The following is a 21,853-nucleotide window of genomic DNA, read 5'->3' as shown; positions in this document are numbered from 1 at the left end:
AAGCATACAACTAAAGATTTTTATTGATCTCAACACACTTTCAGCAGAAGGGGAATTTGCATGGTCTCCCTCCCCGCTCGCAATCGCATCCACCTGTTCCTGGCCTCCGCCGTCGCCGCACTTGCCGGAGCAGCGCCGGCGAGTGCCGATGTGCTCGAGCCGCAGTCGCCAGCGTGGCAACTGAGCGAGCCGTTCAAGAAGAGCGCGGATGCCCGCACCAACATCAGCGGAGCGGCGTGCGCGACCACATCCCCGCCCCTCAAATCCTGCCTCGTCGTCAACGACGAAAAGAAATACGCGCAGTTCTTTGCGATCGAAGGCACGACGATCAATCCCGGCAAGGTGATCCGCCTGCTGAGCGATCAGGCCAGCGGCGATCCGGATGCCGAGGGCGCCGCTTACGATGACGGTTATTTCTACGTGGTCGGATCGCACGGCCGCAAACGTCATGATCCCGACGACAGCAATCCGACGAGCTATCACCTCTTTCGCTTTCCCGTCGACAAGGTCACTGGAGAGCCGCCCTTCCCGATCTCCGCGGACGAGGTGATCGGCGTCGAAGCATCCGTGACGCGCCTACGCGGTGCAATCAAGGACGCACTGCCCGCGGATTACGACAAGCCCCTCGGCGACAACGGCGCCAACATCGAGGGCATCGCGGTCAAGGCGGACCTGATGTATCTTGGTTTCCGTGGTCCCTCCAAAGGCGGCAATGCTTATATTCTCACGGTCGACGCAAAGGCCGTCTTCACCGAGAACATGCCGCTCAAGGCCAAGCTCATCGACCCTCCGCTGCCGCTTGGCACAACGACCGGTATCAGGGACATCGCCGCCGTGTCAGGCGGCTTGCTTCTCCTGACCGGGCCGGTCAACGAACAGCAGATCGCGCCCGCCGTCGTCTTCTACGATACCAGCAGCGGCAAGCTTGGACCGAGCCACACGCTCAGCGTCGCCGACAGCACCGCCAAGGCAGAGACCCTTCTGGTGCTCAGCGACATCAGCGGCGAGCCATGGCGCGTGCTCGTAATGTTCGATCGGCCCGAAAATGGCGCGCCGACGCAGTATCTGGTGCCGCGCTAAAGCGCACCATCAGCGGCGGACCGCCGTTCAACTGCGCGGAGCGCTAGCCCAGATTCAATTCCTTGAAGAAGTCGTTCCCCTTGTCGTCGATGATGATGAACGCCGGGAAGTCGACGACTTCGATGCGCCAGATCGCTTCCATGCCGAGCTCGGGATATTCGAGCACCTCGACCTTCTTGATGCAGTGCTCGGCGAGGTTCGCAGCCGCACCGCCGATCGAGCCGAGATAGAAGCCGCCATACTTCTTGCAGGCCTCGCGCACGGCAGGCGCGCGGTTGCCCTTCGCCACCATCACCATTGAACCGCCGGCGGCCTGGAACTGGTCGACGAAGGAATCCATGCGGCCCGCGGTGGTCGGGCCGAACGCGCCGGAGGCGTAGCCCTCGGGCGTCTTGGCGGGACCGGCGTAGTAGACCGGATGGTTCTTGAAATAGTCCGGCAGCGGCTCGCCCCTCTCGAGGCGCTCGCGCAGCTTGGCGTGCGCGGAGTCGCGCGCGACGATCATGGTGCCGGTCATCGAGACCCGCGTCTTGGTCGGGTACTTCGAGAACGTCGCCAGGATGTCCTTCATCGGCTGGTTGAGGTCGATCTTGACGACCTCGCCGCCGAGCGACTGCTCGACCTGCGGCAGATACTGCGCCGGATTGTGCTCGAGCTCCTCGAGATAGACGCCATCCCTGGTGATCTTGCCGAGTACCTGGCGGTCGGCCGAGCACGACACGCCGAGCCCGATCGGCAGCGAGGCGCCGTGGCGCGGCATGCGGATCACGCGCACGTCGTGGCAGAAATATTTTCCACCGAACTGCGCGCCGACGCCGAGCGACTGCGTCATCTTGTGAATTTCCTGCTCCATTTCGACGTCGCGGAAGGCGTTGCCGTCGGGCGAGCCGTGGGTCGGCAGCGCATCAAGATAGCGGGCCGATGCCAGCTTCACCGTCTTCATGCACAGCTCGGCCGAGGTGCCGCCGATCACGATGGCGAGGTGATAGGGCGGGCACGCCGCGGTGCCCAGCGTCAGGATCTTCTCCTTCAGGAAGGCGAGCAGCCGGTCCTTGGTCAGCACCGAGGGCGTGGCCTGGAACAGGAAGCTTTTATTGGCTGAGCCGCCGCCCTTCGCCATGAACATGAACTTGTAGGCGTCGTCGCCCTCGGCGTAGATCTCGCACTGCGCCGGCATGTTGTTGGCGGTGTTCTTCTCCTCGTACATCGACAAGGGCGCGACCTGCGAGTAGCGCAGATTGCGGCGCAGGTAAGCGTCGCGCGCGCCTTCCGACAGCGCCGCCTCGTCGTCACCATCGGTGATGACGTTGCAGCCCTTCTTGCCCATGATGATCGCGGTGCCGGTGTCCTGGCACATCGGCAGCACGCCGCCGGCCGCGATGTTGGCATTCTTCAGGAAGTCCAGCGCGACGAACTTGTCGTTGGGGCTCGCCTCGCCGTCCTCCAGGATCGCGCGGAGTTGCTTCAGATGGCCGGGGCGCAGATAATGATTGATGTCGCCAAAGGCCGCCTCCGACAGCGCCCGCAGCGCCTCGCGCGACACCACCAGCATGTCCTTCCCCAGGACCTTCTCGACCCTGATACCCTCGGCCGTGACCTTCTTGTAGGGCGTCTCGTCCTTGCCCAGCGGGAACAGCGGGGTGTGCTTGTAGGGCGGAACGGGTTTTGCGGGATCGGGGAAGGCGGTGGGAGCGTTCATGGGCAAATCTCGGGGTTTTGGAGCCCTCGCGGGCCTCTAAGCGTAGAAGCGTTCTAAGCTTTTTTGCCGCGAATGGAAGGCGTTCTGGCGCGGCCGAGGCATCCCGATTCGGCGTCACGACGGCCCTTTTTGGTTGCCGTCGGCCGGACGCAAGGTGGCGATGACCGTCCCCGGCAAGCCCTGGGTGCACCCCTTGCGCTCGGCGCGCGACGAAGGTTGAATGCGCGGCCTAAGGGGCTTTTCATCATGATTTTCAAACTGAACGTCCGCGGCGCGATCCTGGTCGCCGCCGCCATCACCGGCCTTGTGACCCTCGCCTCGCCTGCCCGCGCGGATCGCTGCGATGACAGCGCCAAGGAGCTGACGAACCAGGTCGAGCGCCTCAAGGTGAATTTCCGGGCCGCCAACATCGTCTACCTCTCGCACCCCGCGGCCAAGGAGCTGTCCGTGGGTTGCCGCGGCGACAAATATTCCATCGAGCTCTATGCCAAGGGCGATCGCAAGCCGACACCGGAGTTCTTTTCACTGGTGGGGTCGATGGCGGCGATCGTCTTCACCGTGACGAAGGACGACACTACGACGGGCGCGACACGCTGCCTGAAGCGGATGGGACTGTTGCGCGGCGACAAGGTCGTCATGCGCTACCGCCGCCTCAACATGGAATGCACCCGCACCAAGACGGACGCATCCATCGCGATCACGCGCGGCAAGGACGAATAGACGGGGTACTTTTTCGCGCTCTTTCCACGCACGGGGCGACGCAAGCATCGCGACGCCGCCCGCCACACACTTCGTCATTGCGAGCGTAGCGAAGCAATCCAGTCTGTCTCTGCCGAGGTACTCTGGATTGCTTCGCTGCGCTCGCAATGACGAGGAGAGATTCGGCTTCCCCCACATCGAGCGATACCCGACACGAAAACAGCGCATCCCACCGCACCAACTCCTTCGCATTTTAACGATTGGCTTGACGGAAGCTTCGCTCCTCACAGCGCAAGGTCAATCGTTTCCATGTGTGAGGATTTGTGGATGAGCGTTTCTACCGTTGCGCCGCCGCCGATCGCGATCGTGGTGCCGAGCTACGACACGACCAAGCAGCAGGACGACCAGAAGACCAAGGACAACGACCCGACCTACAAGCCGCCGCCGCCCGCGCCGCTTCCGCCGGGTCAGGGCACGCGGATCGATCAGCTCGCCTGATCAGGCCGGTCAAAGATGAAACGCCCGATCCGGTCGATCGGGCTTTTCGCGTGTCCGGCCGCATCTTCGCCGGATAGCGGGACCAATATCGTGCGCGGCTGACCCGGGACCTGCGCATGATCGCAAAACTGCTGTTGCAGAACACGATCACCACCGCCGGCATGAGCGCGCTGCTGTTCGCTTGCGCCGGGACGATGCATTGGCCTTCGGCCTGGGTGTTCCTCGCCACCTGCGCCCTGCTCGGCCCGCTCTGCGGCTGGTGGCTTTATCGGGTCGATCCGGCGCTGCTCGCCGAACGTCTGCGGCCGGTCCTGCAAAGGGACCAGCCTGCCGCCGACAAGGCCTTCATGATCGTCTTCGTCATTGCGATGCTGGCCTGGCTGGCCGCGATGGGGCTCGACCGGCGCACGCAATCCTCCGACATGCCGGTTGCGTTGCAGGCGCTCGGTCTCGTGCTGTTCGTCCTCTCGACGCTGTTCATCCTGTGGGTGTTCCGCGAGAACTCGTTCGCCGCGCCCGTGGTGAAGCTCCAGGCCGACCGCGCACAACGCGTGGTCTCGACGGGGCCTTACGCGCACGTGCGCCATCCCATGTACAGCGGCATGATCCTGTTCTTCGCCGGCGTGCCGCTGCTGCTGGGCTCGTGGTGGGGCCTCGTTATGGCGCCGGTCATCGTCGTTTTGTTTGCTGTCCGCATCGGCATCGAGGAGCGCACGCTGCGTGAGGGCCTGCCGGGCTATTCCGACTATATGACGCGCGTGCGCTATCGCCTGCTGCCCGGCGTGTGGTGAGCCGCTATCCGGACCGGCTAATTGTCCAATTCCTTGTAGCGGCGGAAAATGCCTTGCTCGTTGAAGGGAATGCGGCGCTCACTTTCGAGATAGGCCTTGATGTTCGGCCGCGCGGCGATGCGGTCATGCAGATCGACGAGGCCCGGGATATTTCCCTCGAACGCCTTCATGCGCTTGGGGAAGGCGTAGCGCAGCCCATCGACGATCTGGAACAGCGAGAGATCGACGTAAGTCAGCCTGCGACCGGTGACATAGGCACCCCCATTGCCGGCGAGAAGCTCCTCGAAATAGCCGAGATATTTCGGCACGCGCTCGTCCCAAAACTCGGCCGTGCGCTTCTTCGCCGGCGCCTTCTGATCTTCATAGTACATCGAAGGCCCGAGCGGGTGATGGGTGTCGTGGATCTCGGTTACGAGGTCGGTGATGGTGAGCTGAAGCTGGTGCACCCAAAGCTTGCCCGCTTCCGTCTTCGGCGCGAGCCCATGACGGGCGCCGAGATAGAGCAGGATGTTGGCGGTCTGGCCGATGACGAGCTTGCCCGCTTTCAGGAACGGCGGCGCGAAGGGCGGCGTACCGCCATGCGCGTCCATCATCTTCATCATGGCGCTGGTGCCGCGCGCCCCCCGCGCGACGTCGACGTAAGCCGCCCCCGCCTCCTCCAGCGCCAGCCGCACATATTCGCCGCGGCCCTGGATCTCGGGCCAGTAGTAGAGCTCGTATTTCATGGGAGGGGTCCGTGAGCGTGGAAGCGGTCGGACCAATGTAACATGAGGCCGAAGGTTCCGTGAGAGCGAGACGGAACGGCGGCACCACATACCCCGTCATTGCGAGCACAAGCGAAGCAATCCAGAATCTTTCCGCGGAGACAGTCTGGATTGCTTCGCTACGCTCGCAATGTCGCGGGGAGAGAGCTGCGCGCCCTAACTCAATTCGCCGCGAAACAAAACAGCAGGCCGTCGCCGCCGGTGCTCTTCAGATCGGCCTGCGAGCAGCCGCCGTCAGGGCCGCGCGAGGGGTGAGAGCTGTTCCAGGACTTTGACGGCTCGTCGTCGCGCAGGCCCTTACGATCGGCATGGCCGACGACCGCCGCGCCCTGCGTGCTCGACGTCCAGTTCCTGCAGGTCTTGTCGTCGCCCGCGGCAAAAGCGGTGCCGTCCGGTTGCGATCCCGTGAGGATATCGTGCCGGTTCGGCGTGTCGCCGGCGCCGTTGATGACCTCGCCCTTCTCGCTGAGCGCGGTCTGCTTGGTGAGGTTATTGGCCGCGCCGTGCAGGTCGGCAACGTCCTTGGCAATCACCGCACCCTTGGCATTCTGCCACGGTCCCTTGCCAATGCGGTCCTTGGCATTGACGGCGGGCTTGCCGTCGGCGGCCTGCGTCGAGAGATAGGCGCGCCAGGTCTTGCCGCCGGCGCCGCCGGCCTGCGCCAGCTTCTGGCACTGCGCATCGGCTCCCTCCAGGCCGCCGAGATCGGCGCCCTTGCCCGGCCCGCTCGAAGTCACGAAGAAGGTCATGTCGGCTGACTGCGCCCACACCGATGGACTTGCGAAGACCGCGAACGCAACGCCTGCTGGCACGATGACCCTGGCAAGAATGCTCATCCTATCCTCCCGATTGTTCCTGCGATTGCGCCTCGCTGGACGGTCTTTGATCCGCTGACATGAACCCGTCACGACAGACATTATTCCAGCGGCCATCCGCCGCACGCGCATCACCTCGAGCGGCGGCGCACGACCGGTCGCCCCGGGGGCCATGTCGATTAATTGCTTCCCGAGACCGTAGCGCCGGGCGAGCATACCAACGTGGGGCCGATCCTCAAGAGATCGCCCAGGAGAGGACGCGGGAGTCTGCTGTGGGGCCGTTCAGGGCGGCATCCGCGATCACATCGGGGCTGCCGCCGGGCGCGGCGCGAGGGGAGATCGTCATGCACTGGAACACCGTCCGCCCAATCGCGGCAATTGCCGGCTATGCCGCGCTTTGCTGCCTTGCCATCAGTCCGGGCCGCGCCTCGGCCGCGGAATTGCTCAAAGCCCGGCTTGCGCAAAACCTCGGACCGATCTCCGGCCTTGCGATCGTCGCCAAATCGAAGGGGATTTTCGAAAAGAACGGACTGGACATCACCGTCTCGAACTTCACGTCCGGCAAGCAGTGCCTGGACACCGTGATCGGGGGCGGCGCCGACATCGCGACGACGGCGGAGGCGCCGGTCACCGCTTCGGCGATGGCAAACCAGCCCATCGCCTTCGTCGCCGGCATGGAATATTCCGACCTCAAGACGGTCGTCGTGGCCAAGGCCGGCGTCAAGACCAAGGCAGATCTTCGCGGCAAGCGAATCGGATTCACTGCCGGCACCGGCAGCGAGGTCTACACGGCGACTTTGCTGAAGTCGGCGGGATTGACTCCCAAGGATGTCACCCTCGTCAACCTGCGGCCGCAGGAGATGCTGCCGGCACTTGCAGCAGGAAGCATCGACGCGATCGACACTTGGGAACCCCACATCGCCAACGCCAAGAAGGCCCTCGGCGAAGCCGTCGCTGAGCTCGATACAACGGGCACTTACTCCGAGACGTTCAACATCGTCGTCACGAGACCCTATCTGGATGCCAACCCTGCGCTGGTTGAGAAGTTCATCGCCGCGCTGATCGACGCCGAGGTCTGGATGAAAGCACACCCGGATGAAGCGATCACGGTCGTGGCGGACGCGGTCGGCATGAAGCGGGACGACCTCGCTCCGATCTGGGCCGACTATGTTTACCGGGTGCGTCTCGACGACCGGCTGATCGAGATTCTCAAGACCCACTCCGCATGGCGCCTCGAGAGCGGCAACCATCCTCCGGGAGCGGTGATGCCCGACTTCAGCAAGGTCGTCGTCGCCGAGCCGCTGAAGAAGGTCGACCCCGCACGCGTCACGCTCTCGTGGAAATAGGCACCCGCACAGCCATGCAGGACGGCACTTCAGCAGGACAAGAAATTGCTCTCCGCACCGACGGTCGCGGTCGGCGGCCGGATTCAGCTCGTCTTCGCCGCCTCAATATTCTGGTCGGGGCGCTTTCGCTTCCCCTGTTCATCGGCCTCTGGGAACTGGTCTCTCGTTCCGGGGCCGTCAACATGGTGCTGTTTCCGCCGCCGACGGTGGTTGCTGCAGCGGTCCTTGAGTGGATACGAAGCGGACAGTTCCTTGGCGATCTGCTGGCCAGCCTCTTTCGTGTCACCACGGGGTTCATCTTAGGCGGCGCGCTCGGCATCCTGCTCGGTATCCTTACCGGCCAATTCCCTGTTGTTTCGAGCTTGCTGTCCCCGCTATTCCACATCCTGCGGCCAATTCCGCCGATTGCTTTCGTGCCGATTGTCATCCTGTGGTTCGGCCTGTCGGAGGCGGGAAAACTGTTCCTCGTCGTATGGGGCGTGTTCTTCACGGTTTGGCTTTCGACCCACATCGGCGTGCAGAAGGTCGATCGCGGCCTGATTCGGGCGGCGTTGATGCTCGGCACGCCCCGGCGGCAGATGCTCCAGGAGATCGTGCTGCTGGGCGCGCTTCCCTACATCGTGGTCGGGTTGCGCACCGCCGTCAGCATCTCGTTTTACACGCTTGTCGCCGCCGAACTCGCAGGCGCTTTCGCCGGCATCGTCTACAGGATCGAGATTGCGCAGCAGAATTTGCAAACGGGCCAGGTCATGGGCGGGCTCGCAGCGCTCGGGTTGATTTCGTTCATTGCCGACCGGCTGTTTTCGGCTCTTGCAGAACGTACTGTCTGGTGGCGTTGATGTCGGGAGCTCGATCGATCATGAAACTGGCTCTGGCAAGTTCGCCAGCCCCCGTCGAATCGGCGCGGAAACAACCGGCCATTCAAGTCTCAGACCTGAGCATCGTTTTTGACACCCGCCGCGGGCAGACCATCGCGGTGGATCGCGTTTCCTTCGACGTGGCACCTGGCGAGTTCGTTTGCATCGTCGGGCCCTCCGGTTGCGGCAAGTCGACGGTGCTCAATACGATCGCCGGACTGGAGGTGCCGTTTGAAGGCGACATCCTGGTGGAGGGCTCGCGTGTCTACAGCCCGCGACCCGATGTCGGCATGGTGTTCCAGCAGCCGCATCTTTTCCCATGGAAGTCTGTCCGCAGGAACATCGCCCACGGCCCCAGGATGCTTGGGAAGTCCAGGACGGAAGCGAATGCCATCGCCGACGATCTGATCGCGATGGTCGGTCTCAAGCGTTTCGCCGACGCATATCCGAACACGCTGTCCGGGGGCATGCAACAGCGCGTGGCGATCGCGCGAGCGTTGGCCAATCAGCCCCGCGTGCTGCTGATGGACGAGCCCTTCGGGGCCCTCGATGCGCAGACCCGGGCGGTGATGCAAGACAATCTGCTGGAGCTGCGCGACCGGATCAAGGCGACGATCGTGTTCGTCACGCATGACATAGATGAGGCCATCGTGCTGGCCGACCGTGTTCTCATCATGAGCGCGGGACCCGGCCGCATCCTGCGCGAAGTCGCGGTCAAGCTGCCGCGCCCGCGATCGAGTTCTGTCATGGTCGAGCCAACCTATCTTTCCCTCAAGAAGGATTGTCTCGACGTCATCCGCGCGGAAGGGTTGCGGGCGTTCAATCAGTCGGACGCGAGCTGATCCCCCAGAACTTGGAAATCGCGAAGCAGCCCGCAGCGCGCTGGCATGGTTCTTGAATAATCGATGCCGGGTCTCACCGTGGAGCCGGCGATGCACAGGGCGAATAGCGCGATAGCGGCAGGCGTGATGCTGGCCGAGTCGGACAATCTCGTCAGGCCGCTGCCCGGCTTGCTGGATGGTCTCAACCGGGCTGATTGCAATCGGCTGCGCGCGATCGGACGCGAGAAGGCCCTGGAAGCCGGCCAACTGGTTTGGTCTCAGGGCGACACACAGGCTGGGATCTACCTGATCAGCGAGGGACGCATACGCAGCTACTATGCGGCGCCGTCGGGGCGCGAGGTCACGCTCGCCTACTGGTTTCCCGGCAACTTCGTCGGCGGCCCCGATATATTCGGAACGGGCCCGCACATGTGGTCATCGGTTGCGGCCGAACCCAGCCTGTTGACGTTCATGCCGGGACTGGCGCTGCGGCGGCTTGCGCTGGAATCGCCGGCGATCGCCGTCGCCTTGCTGGATGCCCTGGCATTCAAGGCGCGATGCTATTCGGCGATGGCCCAGATGCTCGGGACGCGCTCGGTGACCGAGCGGCTGCATAGCCTGTTGATCTTCCTGTCGCATGTCTACGGCGTGAAGCGCGACGGCGAGGTCGTCATCGGGATGCCGTTTACCCACGGCGATCTCGCCAATCTCATCGGATCCACCCGCCAATGGGTGACAGTACAGCTCGCGCGGCTCCAGGAGGACGGCGTGATCAAGTACGACAGATCCGTGATTTCGATCCTGGATCTTTCGACGCTCGAGCAAGAGATGGAATAAATTCCGTCCGTCAGCCGCCAGGCTTCAATTCGAACGCCGCTCGGCCTGCACTGGCCTCGAACCGCCGCGCCAGTCCGATCAGCGCGCGATCATGCCAGGCCGGCGCCAGCAGGGTCACGCCCATGGGCATGCCGTTCGGCAATGTCGCGTTCGGGACCGCCACGCCGCAGAGATCGAGCAGATTGGCAAAGTACGAGTAGTAGCCGAGGCGATTGTTGAGGGTGATCGGATCGCGATCCATCTCCTCCAGCGTGAACGGCCGCGGTGCGGTCGGGACCACCAGCGCATCGATACCCGCAAAGATCGCCTCGGCGTCGCGGCGAAGCCGGTGCAGCCGGTGAATGGCACCAAATGTATCGATCGCTGAATAGCCGGCGGCCGAGCCCAGCACGGTCCTCGTGACATCAAGCAGGGAGCCGGAATCGATGTCCATCAGCGAAGCGATGGCCGAGTGCCGCTCCGCGACCCAGGGCCCGCTGAACATCAACTCCCCGGCCTGGCGGAACGGCGCGAAGTCCACCTCGATCGCCGTTCCCCCGATCTGCGTGAAACGCTCGCAGGCGCGCTCATAGAGCTCGCCGCATTCCGGCATGCCAAAGCATTCGAGATCGGCGGACGCGATACGGCCGAAGCGGAAGGATGGCACCGTCCCTGTGGCGAAAGAAAAGGCCCGGGGCAAGCGGCTGTAGGGATCTTCGAAATCGAACCCTTCGATGATTTCGATGATCGCCTCGCCGTCGCTGACGGTGTTGCAGAACACCGAAACGCAATCGATCGTCGGGCAATTCGGCACCAGCCCGCGTGATGACACCAGCCCAACGGTCGGCTTGATTCCGACGATGTTGTTGAAGCCGGCAGGTATGCGGCCGGATCCGCCGGTATCGGTGCCGAGCGCGAACGCGACGTGCCCGGCCGCGACGGCGACCGCGGACCCGGAACTGGAGCCGCCCGCAATATAGCGCGCATCGGCAACCGACGCGCAGGGGCCATAGGGCGAACGCGCGCCGGACAGGCCTGTGGCGAACTGATCGAGATTGGTCTTTCCGAGGCAAATTGCGCCGGCTGCGGTGAGGCGTTCGACGCTGTGCGCGGAATGCCAGGGCGTGTAGCTGAACGCCGGGCATGCGGCGGTGGTTGGCATTCCCTCGACATCGATATTGTCCTTCACACCAAAGGGAATGCCGAGCAGCGGAAGATTTTCGCCCGTCCGCGCCCGCGCCACGAGCTTCCGGCATGCTTCGAGCGCCTCCTCCCGGGGGCGGAGATAGATCCAGCAATTGCGATCGCGCTCGGCCTCGATCCGGTCATACGCCGTTTCGATCGCCTCCAGCGGCAGGGACGAATTCCTGGCAATGGTTTCGTGATTTGTCCTGGAGCGCGCGACAGACTGGCTCACCGAATATCTCCCTCTCTAACCGGCAGGCGCGAAATTGCGGGAGCTCTGCGCGGGCAACAAGCAATTAAGTGCTTCGCGCAAAATGGTCGGCCGTATCAGGATATAAGCGGCTCAAAGAAAAAGGGCGCCGTGCCGAAGCACGACGCCCTGGTCTTTAATCTGCGTACGATCAGTTGGTCTGCTGGATCGCCGACAATTCCCAGCCGCTGCCCGGGCGGCGGGCGAAGGTCCAGATCTCGGTCGCCTCGCCCGGCTGCTCGCTGCCGGCGACAACCGCACCGCTGTTGCGGTCCAGCGTCTTGTCGGTGAGGGCGAAGCGCAGCGCCACCGTGGCGTATTCGGTCTCGCCTTCGCGCCAGGCTTCCGCGAGGTCGCCCTGCAACAGCTTGACGTTGGTCACCTTGTTGACGACGTTGCGCGCGCGGTTCTGGCCGAGGTCCTGCTCGAAATAGGAGACCATTTCCGGCGTCGCGAGCGTGTGCAGCTTGGCCACGTCCTCGTTCGACCAGGCGGCCTGGACATCGCCGAGCAGGCGCTCGAACGCCTCATAGTCATCCGGCTTGATCTCGAGCGGCGCGTTGTTGGCGCCGCCGAAGCCGAAGCCGCCGAGACCACCGCCAATTCCACCACCGACGCTACCGCCACCGAGGCCGCTGCGATAGTTCGGCTGCGGTCCCTGACCGCTGCCTGCATCAGCATTGGCATAGGCCGCCTGCTGCGAGTGGCGGCGCTGCCACCAGGACATCGCCAGCCGCACCACCAACACCACGAGCGCGATCTGGATGATCAGGCCAATGATTGACGACAGGCCGCCGAGGCCACCGAACAGGCCGCCGCCGAACAGCATGCCGAGCAGGCCTGCGCCGAGGAAGCCGGCCGCAAGGCCGCCCATGAAGCCGCCGGCGCGGCCGAACAGGCCGCCACGCGCGGGTGCGGCGGCAGCCGAATTCATGCCGGCACCCGGCTGGGTATAGGTGCGGTTGAACTGCGAGGTCGAGCCCGGCGCGGTCGTGGTCGACGGCGGCGCCGAATAGGTGCGCGAACCGCGCGAACCCGACGACATGCCACCACCGACGCGGGCGTCGGCGGACGAAATCACCAGCGCAGTCGGCAGCGCAAGCGCCAGCATGACGGCGAGGGTCTTGAAGAGAGTGCGGGAGCGTTGCGAGAAAGTCATGTGCGTTTCCCAAATCCCCGGCATGGGGACGTGCTCCTAAGATGGGCAGACTTCCCGAAAAGTGAAGCCGGTTTCGGAACTTATGGCTGCGGCCCTCAGTCGCGGGGATGTGGCAAAAGCCCATATTTGGCGGGGGTTTGGCCGGGGAGTCGGAGGAACTGCGGTCGCGGGTTACCGGCGGGTTTACGACAGGAATGCCGCTTTTTCCTCGTCATTTCGAGGAACTCTCGCAAATCGACAGTGGTAGTCGCCGTCATCCCGCCTTTGCCATCGTCTCCTTTACGGCCGCCACGAGCTGGCTGAGCGTGAACGGCTTTGGCAGGAAGTCGAATTGCTGGCCTTCGGGCAGGCTCTTCTCGAAGGCGTCCTCGGCGTAGCCGGAGACGAAGATGAACTTGATGTCGGGATTCTTCTCGCGCATCGCCTTCAGCAGCGTCGGGCCGTCCATCTCGGGCATCACGACGTCGGAGACGACGAGATCGATCGCACCGCTCTGTTCCTCCAGGACCTCCATGGCCTCGACGCCGTTCTCGGCCTCGACCACGGTGTAGCCGCGCGAGCGCAGGCCGCGTGCGTTCAGCGCGCGCAGGCCCTCTTCGTCCTCGACGAGAAGGATGGTGCCCTGTCCGGTGAGATCGGTCCGCGGCTTGGCCTCCGCCGCCGCAGGTGCGGTCTCCTTCGCGGCGCCATTGGCCGCGCCGACCACTGCTGCGGGCTGCTCCTGCACCTCGGGCTCGGCGTGATGGCGCGGCAGGAAGATATGGAACGAAGTCCCCTGCCCCGGTTCCGAGTCCACGTAAATGAAGCCGCCGGTCTGCTTGACGATGCCGTAGACGGTGGAGAGCCCGAGGCCGGTTCCCTTGCCCACTTCCTTGGTCGAGAAGAACGGCTCGAAGATCTTGTCGCGGATATCGGCGGGGATGCCGGTGCCGGTGTCGGCGACCTCGATCCGCACATAGTCCGCGGCCGGCATGCCCTTGTAGGCGAGCTTGGCCGCTTCTTCCGCGGTGACGTTGGCGGTGCGGATGATCAGCTTGCCGCCGTCGGGCATGGCGTCGCGCGCGTTCACCGCCAAGTTGACGATTACCTGCTCGAACTGGGAGACGTCGACCTTCACCGGCCAGAGATCGCGGCCGTGGATGGTCTCGTGCTTGACCTTCTCGCCGATCAGCCGGCGCAGCAGCATGGCGAGATCGGACAGCGCATCGCCGAGGTCGAGCACCTGCGGCCGCAACGTCTGCCGCCGCGAGAACGCCAGCAACTGCCGCACCAGCGTCGCCGCGCGCGTCGCGTTCTGCTTGATCTGCATGATGTCCTGGAACGACGGATCGGTCGGCTTGTGCGCGTTCAGCAGGAAGTCGTTCGCCATCATGATGGCGGAGAGCACGTTGTTGAAGTCGTGGGCGATGCCGCCGGCGAGCTGGCCGACCGTCTCCATCTTCTGCGACTGGTTGATCTGGTTCTCCAGCGCGCGCCGCTCGGTGGTCTCGAGCATGTGCACGATGGCGGCTTCGGCGTCGTTCTCGGCCGCATCCACCGGCGTGACGAAGAACTGGCCCCAGCGCTCCTTGGTTCCTTCAAGCGCCACCTCGACCGGCGCGACGTCGGCCTGGCCCTCCGCGGCCTGGTTGATGGCCGCGATCAAAAGTTGCCGGTCGCGCGAATTGACCGCGCGGAAGATCGACTTGCTGGCGCTGTCGAGCCCGAGAGCCTGCCCGAGCTTGGCGTAGCGCGCGTTGGCGCGGACGACGTTGCCGCCACGGTCGACGGTCGCGATCGCCATCGGCGTATGGTCGAAGAAGCGCATGAAGCGCACTTCGGCGGCGCGATCTGGATCGCTGCGCTCGTCGCGGGCGCGGCTGATGACGAGCGTGCGCGACGGCCCCGGCGCGCCGTCGGCGCCGAAGGCGAGCTTGTGATAGAGCCGCACCGGCATGGTCTTGCCGGTGCGCATGCGCAGGTCGATGTCGAAGACTTCCGTCTTCACCTCGCCCGGCACCGCCACGATGCCGGTAAGCAGCGAGGCGCCATCGCCGGAGACGATGTCGGTGAGCTTCAGCCCGCCCGAGCCGATCTCGGCGAGATCGTAATCGAGCCAGTTCGCCAGCGTCGCGTTGACATAGGCAAGCTCGCCTGCCGGATTGACCGAGAAGAAGCCGCAGGGCGCGTGATCGAGATATTCGATCGCGTGCTGGAGTTCCTGGAACACGTCCTCCTGGCGCTCGCGGTCGCGGGTGATGTCGGAGATCGACCACACCGCGTATTTCGCCTCGCGCTTTCCGGTGCCAAGCGGGCGCACCCGCATGCGCAGCCAGCGGCCCTGGCTGCCGTCATGGCCGGAGATGCGCACCTCTTCCTGCTGCCGTTTTCCTTCGCGCGCGGCCTTGAGCAGGCGGAACACGGCTTCGGAGACGTCGGGGTTGCCGATGAAGACGCGCTCGACGGGCCGCACCTCCTGCGGTCCGCTGGCGCCGGTGAGCGTCAGATAGGCGGCGTTGGAATAGACCACGTGGCCGCGGGGATCGGTCACGGCCAGGCCGTCGAAGGCGTGGTCGGCAATGCGCCCCATCACGGGATCGTCGAGACTGCGGTCGACGAAGCGGATGATGCCGGCGGCGAAGGCGAACAGGTTGAACAGGCCGACCATCGCCAGCACAGCGAGGATGCCGAGGATATAGGGCTGCGCCTGCGCGCGCCCAAGCGTCATCAGCCCGACGGCGACGGCGACGAGGCCGGCGGCCACCAGCAGCACCAGCGCAATGCTGCCCGAGCGCGGCGACGGCTCGTGCGCCGCAACGGGCTCGCGTGTGAGGTCGTGGTCGGTCTCGGCAGTCATTTCAAGCTGGCACAGCCTGTCGGCAGAGAATCAACGCGCTACGGGGCGCGTGGGGTCCTCCCTGCCTGAATCGGACCCGCAGGCGCAAGGGCAGCAAGGGCGAAAGGTACGCTGATTCCCAGATTACGGCCATTTCCGGTACTTTTCGGGCATTTTATCCGCGTCCGGCGCCGAATCCCTGCTTCAGCCGCATGACGTAACCGATGACCTCGGCGACTGCATGGTAGTGCTCGGTCGGGATTTCCTGGTCGATTTCGACGGTGGCGTAGAGCGCGCGGGCGAGCGGCACGTTCTCGACGATCGGGATGTCGTGCTCGCGCGCGATCTCCCGGATCTTGAAGGCGAGGTTGTCGACGCCCTTGGCGACGCAGATCGGCGCAGACATGCCGCGCTCGTAGGACAGCGCGATCGAATAGTGGGTCGGGTTGGTGATAATCACGGAGGCCTTGGGAACCGCCGCCATCATGCGCTTCTTGGAGCGCTGCTGGCGCAATTGCCGGAGCTTGCCCTTGATGTGCGGGTCGCCTTCGGACTGCTTGAACTCTTCCTTGATCTCCTGGAGCGACATCTTCTGCCGCTGGAACCAGCTGCGATACTGGAAGAAATAGTCGCCAATGGCGATGATCGCGAGCGCCGCGACCACCGCGCCGAGCAGATGAATGGTCAGGCTGGTGCTGGCGCCCAGCATGGCGGCCGGATCGAGCCTGACCATCGCCTCCATGCGATGACGCTCCGGCCACAGGACTACGGTCATGACCGCGCCGAGCACGATCAGCTTGCCGAGCCCCTTGAGAAAGTTCGCGGCCGCCTGCTTGCCGAAGATCCGCTTGAGGCCCTCGGCCGGCGACAGTTTGCTGAATTTGGGTTTCAGGGATTCGGCCGACCAGACCAGGCGGTGCTGGAGCACGTTGCCGGCAATCGCCGCCAGCACCAGCATCAGCAGGGGCACGCCGATCGCCGCGAGCACGGCGACCTCGATCTGCTGCATCAGCGCGAGCAGAGCCCTGCCGTCGGTCTTGATCATCCAGGAATTGGCAAGCAGGTTGCGCATCGGCGTCACCAGCCCGCTGCCCACCGAGCCCGAGAAGGTGGAGACCACGAGCGTGCCGCCCGCGATCATGAACCAGGTGTTGATCTCCTGGCTCTTGGCGACGTCGCCGCGTTCGAGCGCCTCTTCGAGACGCTTTTGTGTCGGGTCTTCTGTTTGACTGTCGGGATCGTTGTCGTCTGCCATCGATCACCTATTTGAGCGGCATCATCTGGTGCATCACACCGATGAAATAGTCGAGATACGTGCCCATCATCGCGGTGAGCACCACGGCGAGCACCAGGAAGCCCACGAAGATCGACAGCGGCACGCCCACGAAATAGACCTGCATCTGCGGCATCAGCCGCGCCAGCACGCCGAGCCCGATGTTGAAGACGAGGCCGAACACAAGGAACGGTCCGGAAAGTTGCAAGCCCAGGCTGAACGCGGCGGCAAAGGCGCGCGTCGCCAGCGAAGCGACGTCGCCGCTCGATACGGTCTCGCCGGGCGCGAAGATCGTGTAGCTGTCGTTCAGCGCGGCGATCACCAGATGATGGCTGTCGGTGGCAAACAGCAGCGTCACCCCGAGCATGGTCAGGAAATTGCCGACCAGCACGCCCTGCTGTCCCTGTGTCGGATCGACCGAAGTGACGAAGCCGAGCCCCATCTGCTGCGCAATCACGGCGCCCGCGACCTGAAGCGCCGACAACGTCACGCGCGCGGTCGCCCCCAGCACGATGCCGATCACGATCTCATGCAGCATCATGACCAGCAGCGGCGCGATCGAGCCCATGTCGACGTGGTAGGCGTTGCGATGCAGCGGCAGGATGATCAGCGTCAGCAGCAGCGCGATCGCCAGCTTGATCCGCGTCGGAATGTTGGTCTCGCCCAGCCCCGGCAACAGCATCACCATCGCACCGACCCGGGCGAAGGCGAGCATGAAGGAAGCGGCGAGCGCCGGCAGCAGCGAGACGTCGATGCGCATGACGGGCGCATTGTGCCTCAGCCGCCGATGATTCGCGACGAGATCCGCATCATGTGGGAATGGAGTGCGTCGGCCATGAACGGCAGCGCCAGCAGCATCGTGGCGAAGATGGCCAGGATCTTCGGCACGTAGATCAGCGTCTGCTCCTGGATCTGCGTCAGCGCCTGGAACAGCGACACGACGACGCCGACCACGAGGCCGACCACCATCAGCGGCGACGACACGATCACGATGGTCCAGATCGCGTCACGCGCGACGTCGAGGGTTTCAGGTCCGGTCATTGCAGAATTCCTTGTTCATCTCTCGCCTCCTCACCGCTGTTCCGAGCGAAGCAAAGGCCTATCCCCGTCTTTGCGAGTGCAGCGAAGCAATCCAGACTGCCGCCAGCGGAAAGTTTCTGGATTGCTTCGCTGCGCTCGCAAAGACGATTGGGGCGAGCGCGGGCGCCAAAAATCAGATCGGCATCTTCATGATGTCTTCATATGCCGCGATCACGCGGTCGCGGACCGAGACCAGCGTGGACACCGCGACGTCGGTGTCGGCGACCGCCGTCACCACGTCCATCACGTTGGCCTTGCCGGCGGCCATCGCCACCGTCTGCGCGTCGGACTTGCGGCCGGACTCCATGACGCTGCCGACAGCGTCTTTCAGGAGCGACGCGAAGGACTGCCCGCTCGCTTCGCTGCCCTTGCCGGCGCCGCTGTTCTCCAGCACGCGGGCGAGGTTGGCATAAGCATTGGCTGCGATTGTCGGTGATGCCATGGCTTAATTGTCCTGTTCAGCTCTTGAGGATGTCGAGCGTGCGCTGGATCATCCGGCGCGTCGCACTGATGATGTTGAGATTGGCCTCGTAGGACCGCTGCGCGTCGCGCATGTCGGTCATCTCGACCACCGAGTTCACGTTGGGATATTTGACGTTGCCGGTCGCATCGGCGGCCGGATTGCTCGGTTCGTATTTGGTGCGGAAGTTCGACTGGTCCGGCTTGATCCTGCCGAGGGTGACGACCTGCGCGTCGAGCGTGCGGTCGAGCGCGGAGGAGAAGGTCGGCACCTTGCGCCGGTAGGGATCGCCGCCTGATGTCTGCGAGGTCGAATCCGCGTTCGCGATGTTCTCCGAGATCACCCGCATGCGCCCGGCCTGCGCGCGCAGGCCGGAGGTCGCGATCGCCATCGAGCGGGCAAAGTCGCTGCTGTCATTCGCCATGATGCGCTTCCCTTAGCTCTTGAGCATGATCTCCGCGCAAACGCTCCGCGTTTGTCGCGAGGGAAAACCGCCGCACACTTTTCCGGATCATGCTCTAGCCTTTGCCGATCGCGGTCTTGAGCAGATGCAGGCTCTTGGAATAGAGCGAGGTCGCCGCCGCGTAGTCCATCTGGTTGCTGGCGGCCTTCATCATCTCCTCCTCGAGATTGACGGCGTTGCCCGCGGGACGGGTCTCGAAACCCGCATTCCTGTTCTGGTCGAAGCCCGAGGCCGCGCCGGATGGCGTCATGTGGGAGCCGCTGGTGCGGGTGAGCGCCAGGGGGCCCATCGAGCCCGTGACCGCTCCCGCCTTGTCGAGCTTCGGCTCGACCAGGTCGCGCGGCCGGAATTTGGGCGTGTCGGAATTGGAGACGTTCTCGGACAGGACGCGCTGGCGTTCCTGGTGCCACTGCATCTTGGTGCGAAGCGCCGACAGCACCGGGAGGTCGTTGATGGACATCGTTGCGGCTCCTTCCGCCTCTCGGACCAGAGGCCCGTAGCTAGGCAGAATTTGCCGCGTGTATGGTTAACAGGTGGTTAAAGATGGCGTCGATGCATGTCCCTTGATGGAACACCACTTTGCGCCCCCCGTGATTCTACGCATCCAAAAGCGGCATTAACCCAACCGTTTGGCGAGCCATGCACAGGCCAAGAAGTCGTTTTGGATCGAGCGATTCATAGGTTATTAAGAGCTGGGGACGGCAAAACTTGCCGTGGGACGTTAAGAAATCGCAGTTTGGGGCATCCCACGCCGATGGTTGGCGCGTCTGACCATGGGCACGAGAAAAGCGCCATTTGTCGGGGACAAGTATGCAAGGCAGCCCAATCACCTTCATCGTGGCGTTCATCGTCGTTCTGGCGTTGATCGGCGTCGCCGCATGGTTGGTTCGCCGATTCGCCAGCAGCCGGCTCGGTGCCAACACCCAGCGCGGCCGGATGCCCCGGCTTGCCGTGATCGATGCCGCCGCGGTCGATGGCCGGCGCCGCCTGGTGCTGGTCCGGCGTGACAATGTCGAGCATCTCCTGATGATTGGCGGCCCCACCGACATCGTCGTCGAGCCCAATATCGTGCGCGCCGCGCCCGGCCGCGACCAGCTTCCGCAGCGTTCCAATGCCGCCGAGCCGCCGCGCCTTGCCCCGATGCCCGATACCAGCAGCTGGACCGACGAAGCTCCGCGGCCCGAACTGCTCGATCATCCCGAACCGCAAATGCCCGAGCCGCCGCCGCGGCCGCGTCCCTCCTTCGCCGACGAGGTACGCCGGCCCGCTCCCGCGCTGGCCGAGCGCCGCAACGAACCGCCACTGGCCGGCTTTCCGCCTGAGCCGATCCTGCCGCCGCGCCCCGAGCGCGAGGCACGCCCCGAGCCGGTTCCGCCGCGCATCGCCCGCAACGAGCCTCCGCTGATGCCACGTCCCCCGCGGCAGACCGAGCCGGTGAAAGTGCCCCCGGTGCGCGCCGAGCGCGCGGCCGCGCCACCGCCTCCTCCGCCCGTGCCGCAGGCTCCGCCAGTTCCGCCGCCGGCCCCCGCTCCTGCCGCGCCCTCGAACGCCGAGCAGAATCTCGCCGAGATGGCGCAGCGGCTCGAAGCCGCGCTGCGCCGCCCCGCCGGCGAGACGGTCGCGCCTCCGGTTGCGCCCGAGCCGCCCGCGCCACCGCCGCCCCGAGCCGCACGCAGCGAGCCGCCGGCCCCCCCGGCTCCGCCCGCAAAGCCGGCCGCGGAGAAGACCAGCTTTGAAAATCTCGAAGACGAGATGGCCTCGCTGCTCGGCCGTCCGAAGCCGTCTTCGTGAGGCTGCCGGCCCTCCCGCGTAGAGTTGTTTTTCTTTCTGTCCTGATCGCCGCGGCTTTGCTCGCGATGCCTGCGCATGCGCAGGACATCAGCATCAATCTCGGCGGCCAGGGGGGCGGCGTCACCGAGCGCGCGATCCAGCTCATCGCGCTGCTCACGGTGCTGTCGATCGCGCCGTCGATCCTGATCATGATGACGTCATTCACGCGCATCGTGGTCGTCTTGTCGCTGCTGCGCACCGCGATGGGCACGGCGACCGCGCCGCCGAACTCGGTGATCATCGCGCTCGCGATGTTCCTTACCTTCTTCGTGATGGGACCTGTGCTGCAGAAGTCCTACGACGAAGGCATCCGCCCGCTCGTCGCCAACCAGCTTGGCGTCGAGGACGCACTCCAGCGCGCTTCCGTCCCCTTGCGCGGCTTCATGCAGAAGAACGTGCGCGAGAAGGACCTCAAGCTGTTCCTGGATCTCTCCGGCGAGCCGCCGCCGGCCACGCCGGATGACCTCGCCCTGCGCATCCTCGTCCCCGCCTTTATGATCTCCGAGTTGAAGCGCGCCTTCGAAATCGGCTTCCTGCTGTTTCTCCCCTTCCTGATCATCGACCTCGTCGTCGCCTCCGTGCTGATGTCGATGGGCATGATGATGCTGCCGCCCGCAACGATCTCGCTGCCGTTCAAGCTGATCTTTTTCGTGCTGGTCGATGGCTGGTCGCTGGTGGCGGGAAGCCTGGTGCAGAGTTACGGGGGCGGATAACTGCGGCTCCATCCGCCGTCATGCCCCGGCTTGACCGGGGCATCCAGTACGCCGCAGCCTTTCGATTTCATCACTGCGGTCTCTGGAATACTGGATCGCCCGATCAAGTCGGGCGATGACACCGAGAACGTGGCGTACAGTGAGACGGCGTCGACAGCGCCCTACCCCTTCACGTCATACTGCTTGCTGAGGTGATCGCCGATCTGCACCAACATGGCGACGCTTTCGGGGAAGCCCGGCTTATCCGTCGCGGCCTGGTCGGCATCGGCGCGGAATTCCCAGCTGTCGCCGTCGCGGACAATCGAGATGACGAGGTCATCCGGACCATCGGCATGCACCTTCAATTCGGCCCGCGCCATGGCGATGAGTTCGGCTTCGGTCTTGGCAGGCTTGCTCATATCGACGCTCTCCCGGCATGAAGACGCGCAGGTTGCCGCTT

General features: G+C 64.5%; 23 protein-coding genes. 10 read left to right on the top strand and 13 right to left on the bottom strand.

The features are described 5' to 3' along the window. The first annotated feature begins 60 nt into the window (after positions 1-60). Complete coding sequence (locus ABIA90_RS27870) at positions 61-1,080, top strand: DUF3616 domain-containing protein (protein WP_354120644.1); 1,020 nt, start codon at positions 61-63, stop codon at positions 1,078-1,080. A gap of 43 nt (positions 1,081-1,123) precedes the next feature. Here the strand turns inward: ABIA90_RS27870 and ABIA90_RS27865 are convergent, their stop codons facing one another. After that, positions 1,124-2,779, bottom strand: coding sequence for a fumarate hydratase (locus tag ABIA90_RS27865; protein ID WP_354120645.1), 1,656 nt, complete (start codon positions 2,777-2,779; stop codon positions 1,124-1,126). Between the two features lie 246 nt (positions 2,780-3,025). On the opposite strand from ABIA90_RS27865, the gene ABIA90_RS27860 reads away from it, so the two are divergent. From ABIA90_RS27860 to ABIA90_RS27850, 3 genes are all read left to right on the top strand, one after another. Further along, a complete protein-coding gene (locus ABIA90_RS27860) occupies positions 3,026-3,499 on the top strand; it encodes a hypothetical protein (RefSeq protein ID WP_071912253.1) in 474 nt (157 codons plus the stop codon). Positions 3,500-3,805: 306 nt separating this feature from the next. Continuing rightward, on the top strand, positions 3,806-3,976 hold the full coding sequence (locus tag ABIA90_RS27855; RefSeq protein WP_014494035.1) for a hypothetical protein: 171 nt from the start codon (positions 3,806-3,808) through the stop codon (positions 3,974-3,976). Positions 3,977-4,092: 116 nt separating this feature from the next. Continuing rightward, the gene (locus ABIA90_RS27850) at positions 4,093-4,767 is read left to right on the top strand and encodes a methyltransferase family protein (RefSeq protein ID WP_354120646.1); all 675 of its coding nucleotides are present in this window, start codon (positions 4,093-4,095) and stop codon (positions 4,765-4,767) included. Positions 4,768-4,784: 17 nt separating this feature from the next. Here ABIA90_RS27850 and ABIA90_RS27845 read toward each other — a convergent pair whose 3' ends face one another. Both ABIA90_RS27845 and ABIA90_RS27840 read right to left on the bottom strand, forming a co-directional pair. Beyond that, entirely contained in the window at positions 4,785-5,492 is a 708-nt protein-coding gene (locus tag ABIA90_RS27845; protein WP_354120647.1) for a glutathione S-transferase, read from the bottom strand. 200 nt (positions 5,493-5,692) lie between these two features. Continuing rightward, complete coding sequence (locus tag ABIA90_RS27840) at positions 5,693-6,367, bottom strand: lectin (RefSeq protein ID WP_063982296.1); 675 nt, start codon at positions 6,365-6,367, stop codon at positions 5,693-5,695. Positions 6,368-6,690: 323 nt separating this feature from the next. On the opposite strand from ABIA90_RS27840, the gene ABIA90_RS27835 reads away from it, so the two are divergent. The 4 genes from ABIA90_RS27835 (at position 6,691) to ABIA90_RS27820 (ending at position 10,207) form a co-directional block, all read left to right on the top strand. Further along, positions 6,691-7,692, top strand: a complete 1,002-nt coding sequence (locus tag ABIA90_RS27835) for an NrtA/SsuA/CpmA family ABC transporter substrate-binding protein (protein WP_354120648.1) — start codon at positions 6,691-6,693, stop codon at positions 7,690-7,692. Positions 7,693-7,706: 14 nt separating this feature from the next. Next, positions 7,707-8,531: an ABC transporter permease gene (locus ABIA90_RS27830; RefSeq protein WP_354112797.1), complete on the top strand. Its 825-nt coding sequence runs from the start codon at positions 7,707-7,709 to the stop codon at positions 8,529-8,531. A 20-nt stretch (positions 8,532-8,551) separates the two neighbouring features. Continuing rightward, positions 8,552-9,391: an ABC transporter ATP-binding protein gene (locus ABIA90_RS27825; protein WP_354112796.1), complete on the top strand. Its 840-nt coding sequence runs from the start codon at positions 8,552-8,554 to the stop codon at positions 9,389-9,391. Between the two features lie 90 nt (positions 9,392-9,481). Then, positions 9,482-10,207 (top strand): Crp/Fnr family transcriptional regulator, encoded by a 726-nt coding sequence (locus tag ABIA90_RS27820; protein WP_071917346.1) that lies wholly within the window; start codon positions 9,482-9,484, stop codon positions 10,205-10,207. A gap of 10 nt (positions 10,208-10,217) precedes the next feature. Here the strand turns inward: ABIA90_RS27820 and atzF are convergent, their stop codons facing one another. The 9 genes from atzF to flgB all read right to left on the bottom strand — a co-directional run bounded on the left by atzF (position 10,218) and on the right by flgB (position 19,331). Continuing rightward, a complete protein-coding gene (gene atzF / locus ABIA90_RS27815) occupies positions 10,218-11,603 on the bottom strand; it encodes an allophanate hydrolase (RefSeq protein WP_354120649.1) in 1,386 nt (461 codons plus the stop codon). A 169-nt stretch (positions 11,604-11,772) separates the two neighbouring features. Further along, positions 11,773-12,804, bottom strand: a complete 1,032-nt coding sequence (locus tag ABIA90_RS27810) for a Tim44 domain-containing protein (protein WP_354120650.1) — start codon at positions 12,802-12,804, stop codon at positions 11,773-11,775. Between the two features lie 229 nt (positions 12,805-13,033). Beyond that, a complete protein-coding gene (gene cckA / locus ABIA90_RS27805; RefSeq protein WP_354120651.1) occupies positions 13,034-15,616 on the bottom strand; it encodes a cell cycle histidine kinase CckA in 2,583 nt (860 codons plus the stop codon). Between the two features lie 154 nt (positions 15,617-15,770). Then, positions 15,771-16,850 carry a flagellar biosynthesis protein FlhB gene (gene flhB / locus ABIA90_RS27800; RefSeq protein ID WP_063982289.1) on the bottom strand — a complete coding sequence of 360 codons (1,080 nt, stop codon included), beginning with the start codon at positions 16,848-16,850 and terminating at the stop codon, positions 15,771-15,773. Between the two features lie 7 nt (positions 16,851-16,857). Then, positions 16,858-17,628, bottom strand: a complete 771-nt coding sequence (gene fliR, locus ABIA90_RS27795) for a flagellar biosynthetic protein FliR (protein WP_028148497.1) — start codon at positions 17,626-17,628, stop codon at positions 16,858-16,860. Positions 17,629-17,645: 17 nt separating this feature from the next. Next, complete coding sequence (gene fliQ / locus ABIA90_RS27790) at positions 17,646-17,909, bottom strand: flagellar biosynthesis protein FliQ (protein WP_014494021.1); 264 nt, start codon at positions 17,907-17,909, stop codon at positions 17,646-17,648. A gap of 172 nt (positions 17,910-18,081) precedes the next feature. Beyond that, positions 18,082-18,390 carry a flagellar hook-basal body complex protein FliE gene (gene fliE, locus ABIA90_RS27785; RefSeq protein WP_008142413.1) on the bottom strand — a complete coding sequence of 103 codons (309 nt, stop codon included), beginning with the start codon at positions 18,388-18,390 and terminating at the stop codon, positions 18,082-18,084. Positions 18,391-18,406: 16 nt separating this feature from the next. Next, on the bottom strand, positions 18,407-18,832 hold the full coding sequence (gene flgC / locus ABIA90_RS27780; protein ID WP_028148498.1) for a flagellar basal body rod protein FlgC: 426 nt from the start codon (positions 18,830-18,832) through the stop codon (positions 18,407-18,409). Between the two features lie 94 nt (positions 18,833-18,926). Then, on the bottom strand, positions 18,927-19,331 hold the full coding sequence (gene flgB / locus ABIA90_RS27775; protein ID WP_063195431.1) for a flagellar basal body rod protein FlgB: 405 nt from the start codon (positions 19,329-19,331) through the stop codon (positions 18,927-18,929). Between the two features lie 350 nt (positions 19,332-19,681). Here flgB and ABIA90_RS27770 point away from each other — a divergent pair, with 350 nt between their 5' ends. Both ABIA90_RS27770 and fliP read left to right on the top strand, forming a co-directional pair. Then, positions 19,682-20,662: a flagellar biosynthetic protein FliO gene (locus ABIA90_RS27770; RefSeq protein ID WP_354102234.1), complete on the top strand. Its 981-nt coding sequence runs from the start codon at positions 19,682-19,684 to the stop codon at positions 20,660-20,662. Then, a complete protein-coding gene (gene fliP / locus ABIA90_RS27765; RefSeq protein WP_354120652.1) occupies positions 20,659-21,414 on the top strand; it encodes a flagellar type III secretion system pore protein FliP in 756 nt (251 codons plus the stop codon). The genes ABIA90_RS27770 and fliP overlap by 4 nt, the downstream gene beginning before the upstream one ends. Positions 21,415-21,575: 161 nt before the next feature. On the opposite strand, the gene ABIA90_RS27760 is transcribed toward fliP, so the two are convergent. Beyond that, the gene (locus tag ABIA90_RS27760; protein ID WP_028148501.1) at positions 21,576-21,812 is read right to left on the bottom strand and encodes a hypothetical protein; all 237 of its coding nucleotides are present in this window, start codon (positions 21,810-21,812) and stop codon (positions 21,576-21,578) included. Positions 21,813-21,853: the final 41 nt, after the last annotated feature.

It is taken from the genome of Bradyrhizobium sp. LA6.8 (genome assembly GCF_040547935.1).
GTDB lineage: Bacteria > Pseudomonadota > Alphaproteobacteria > Rhizobiales > Xanthobacteraceae > Bradyrhizobium > Bradyrhizobium barranii.
Note: the sequence above shows the minus strand (reverse complement) of the source record. Positions and strands in the feature narration are given on the sequence as shown.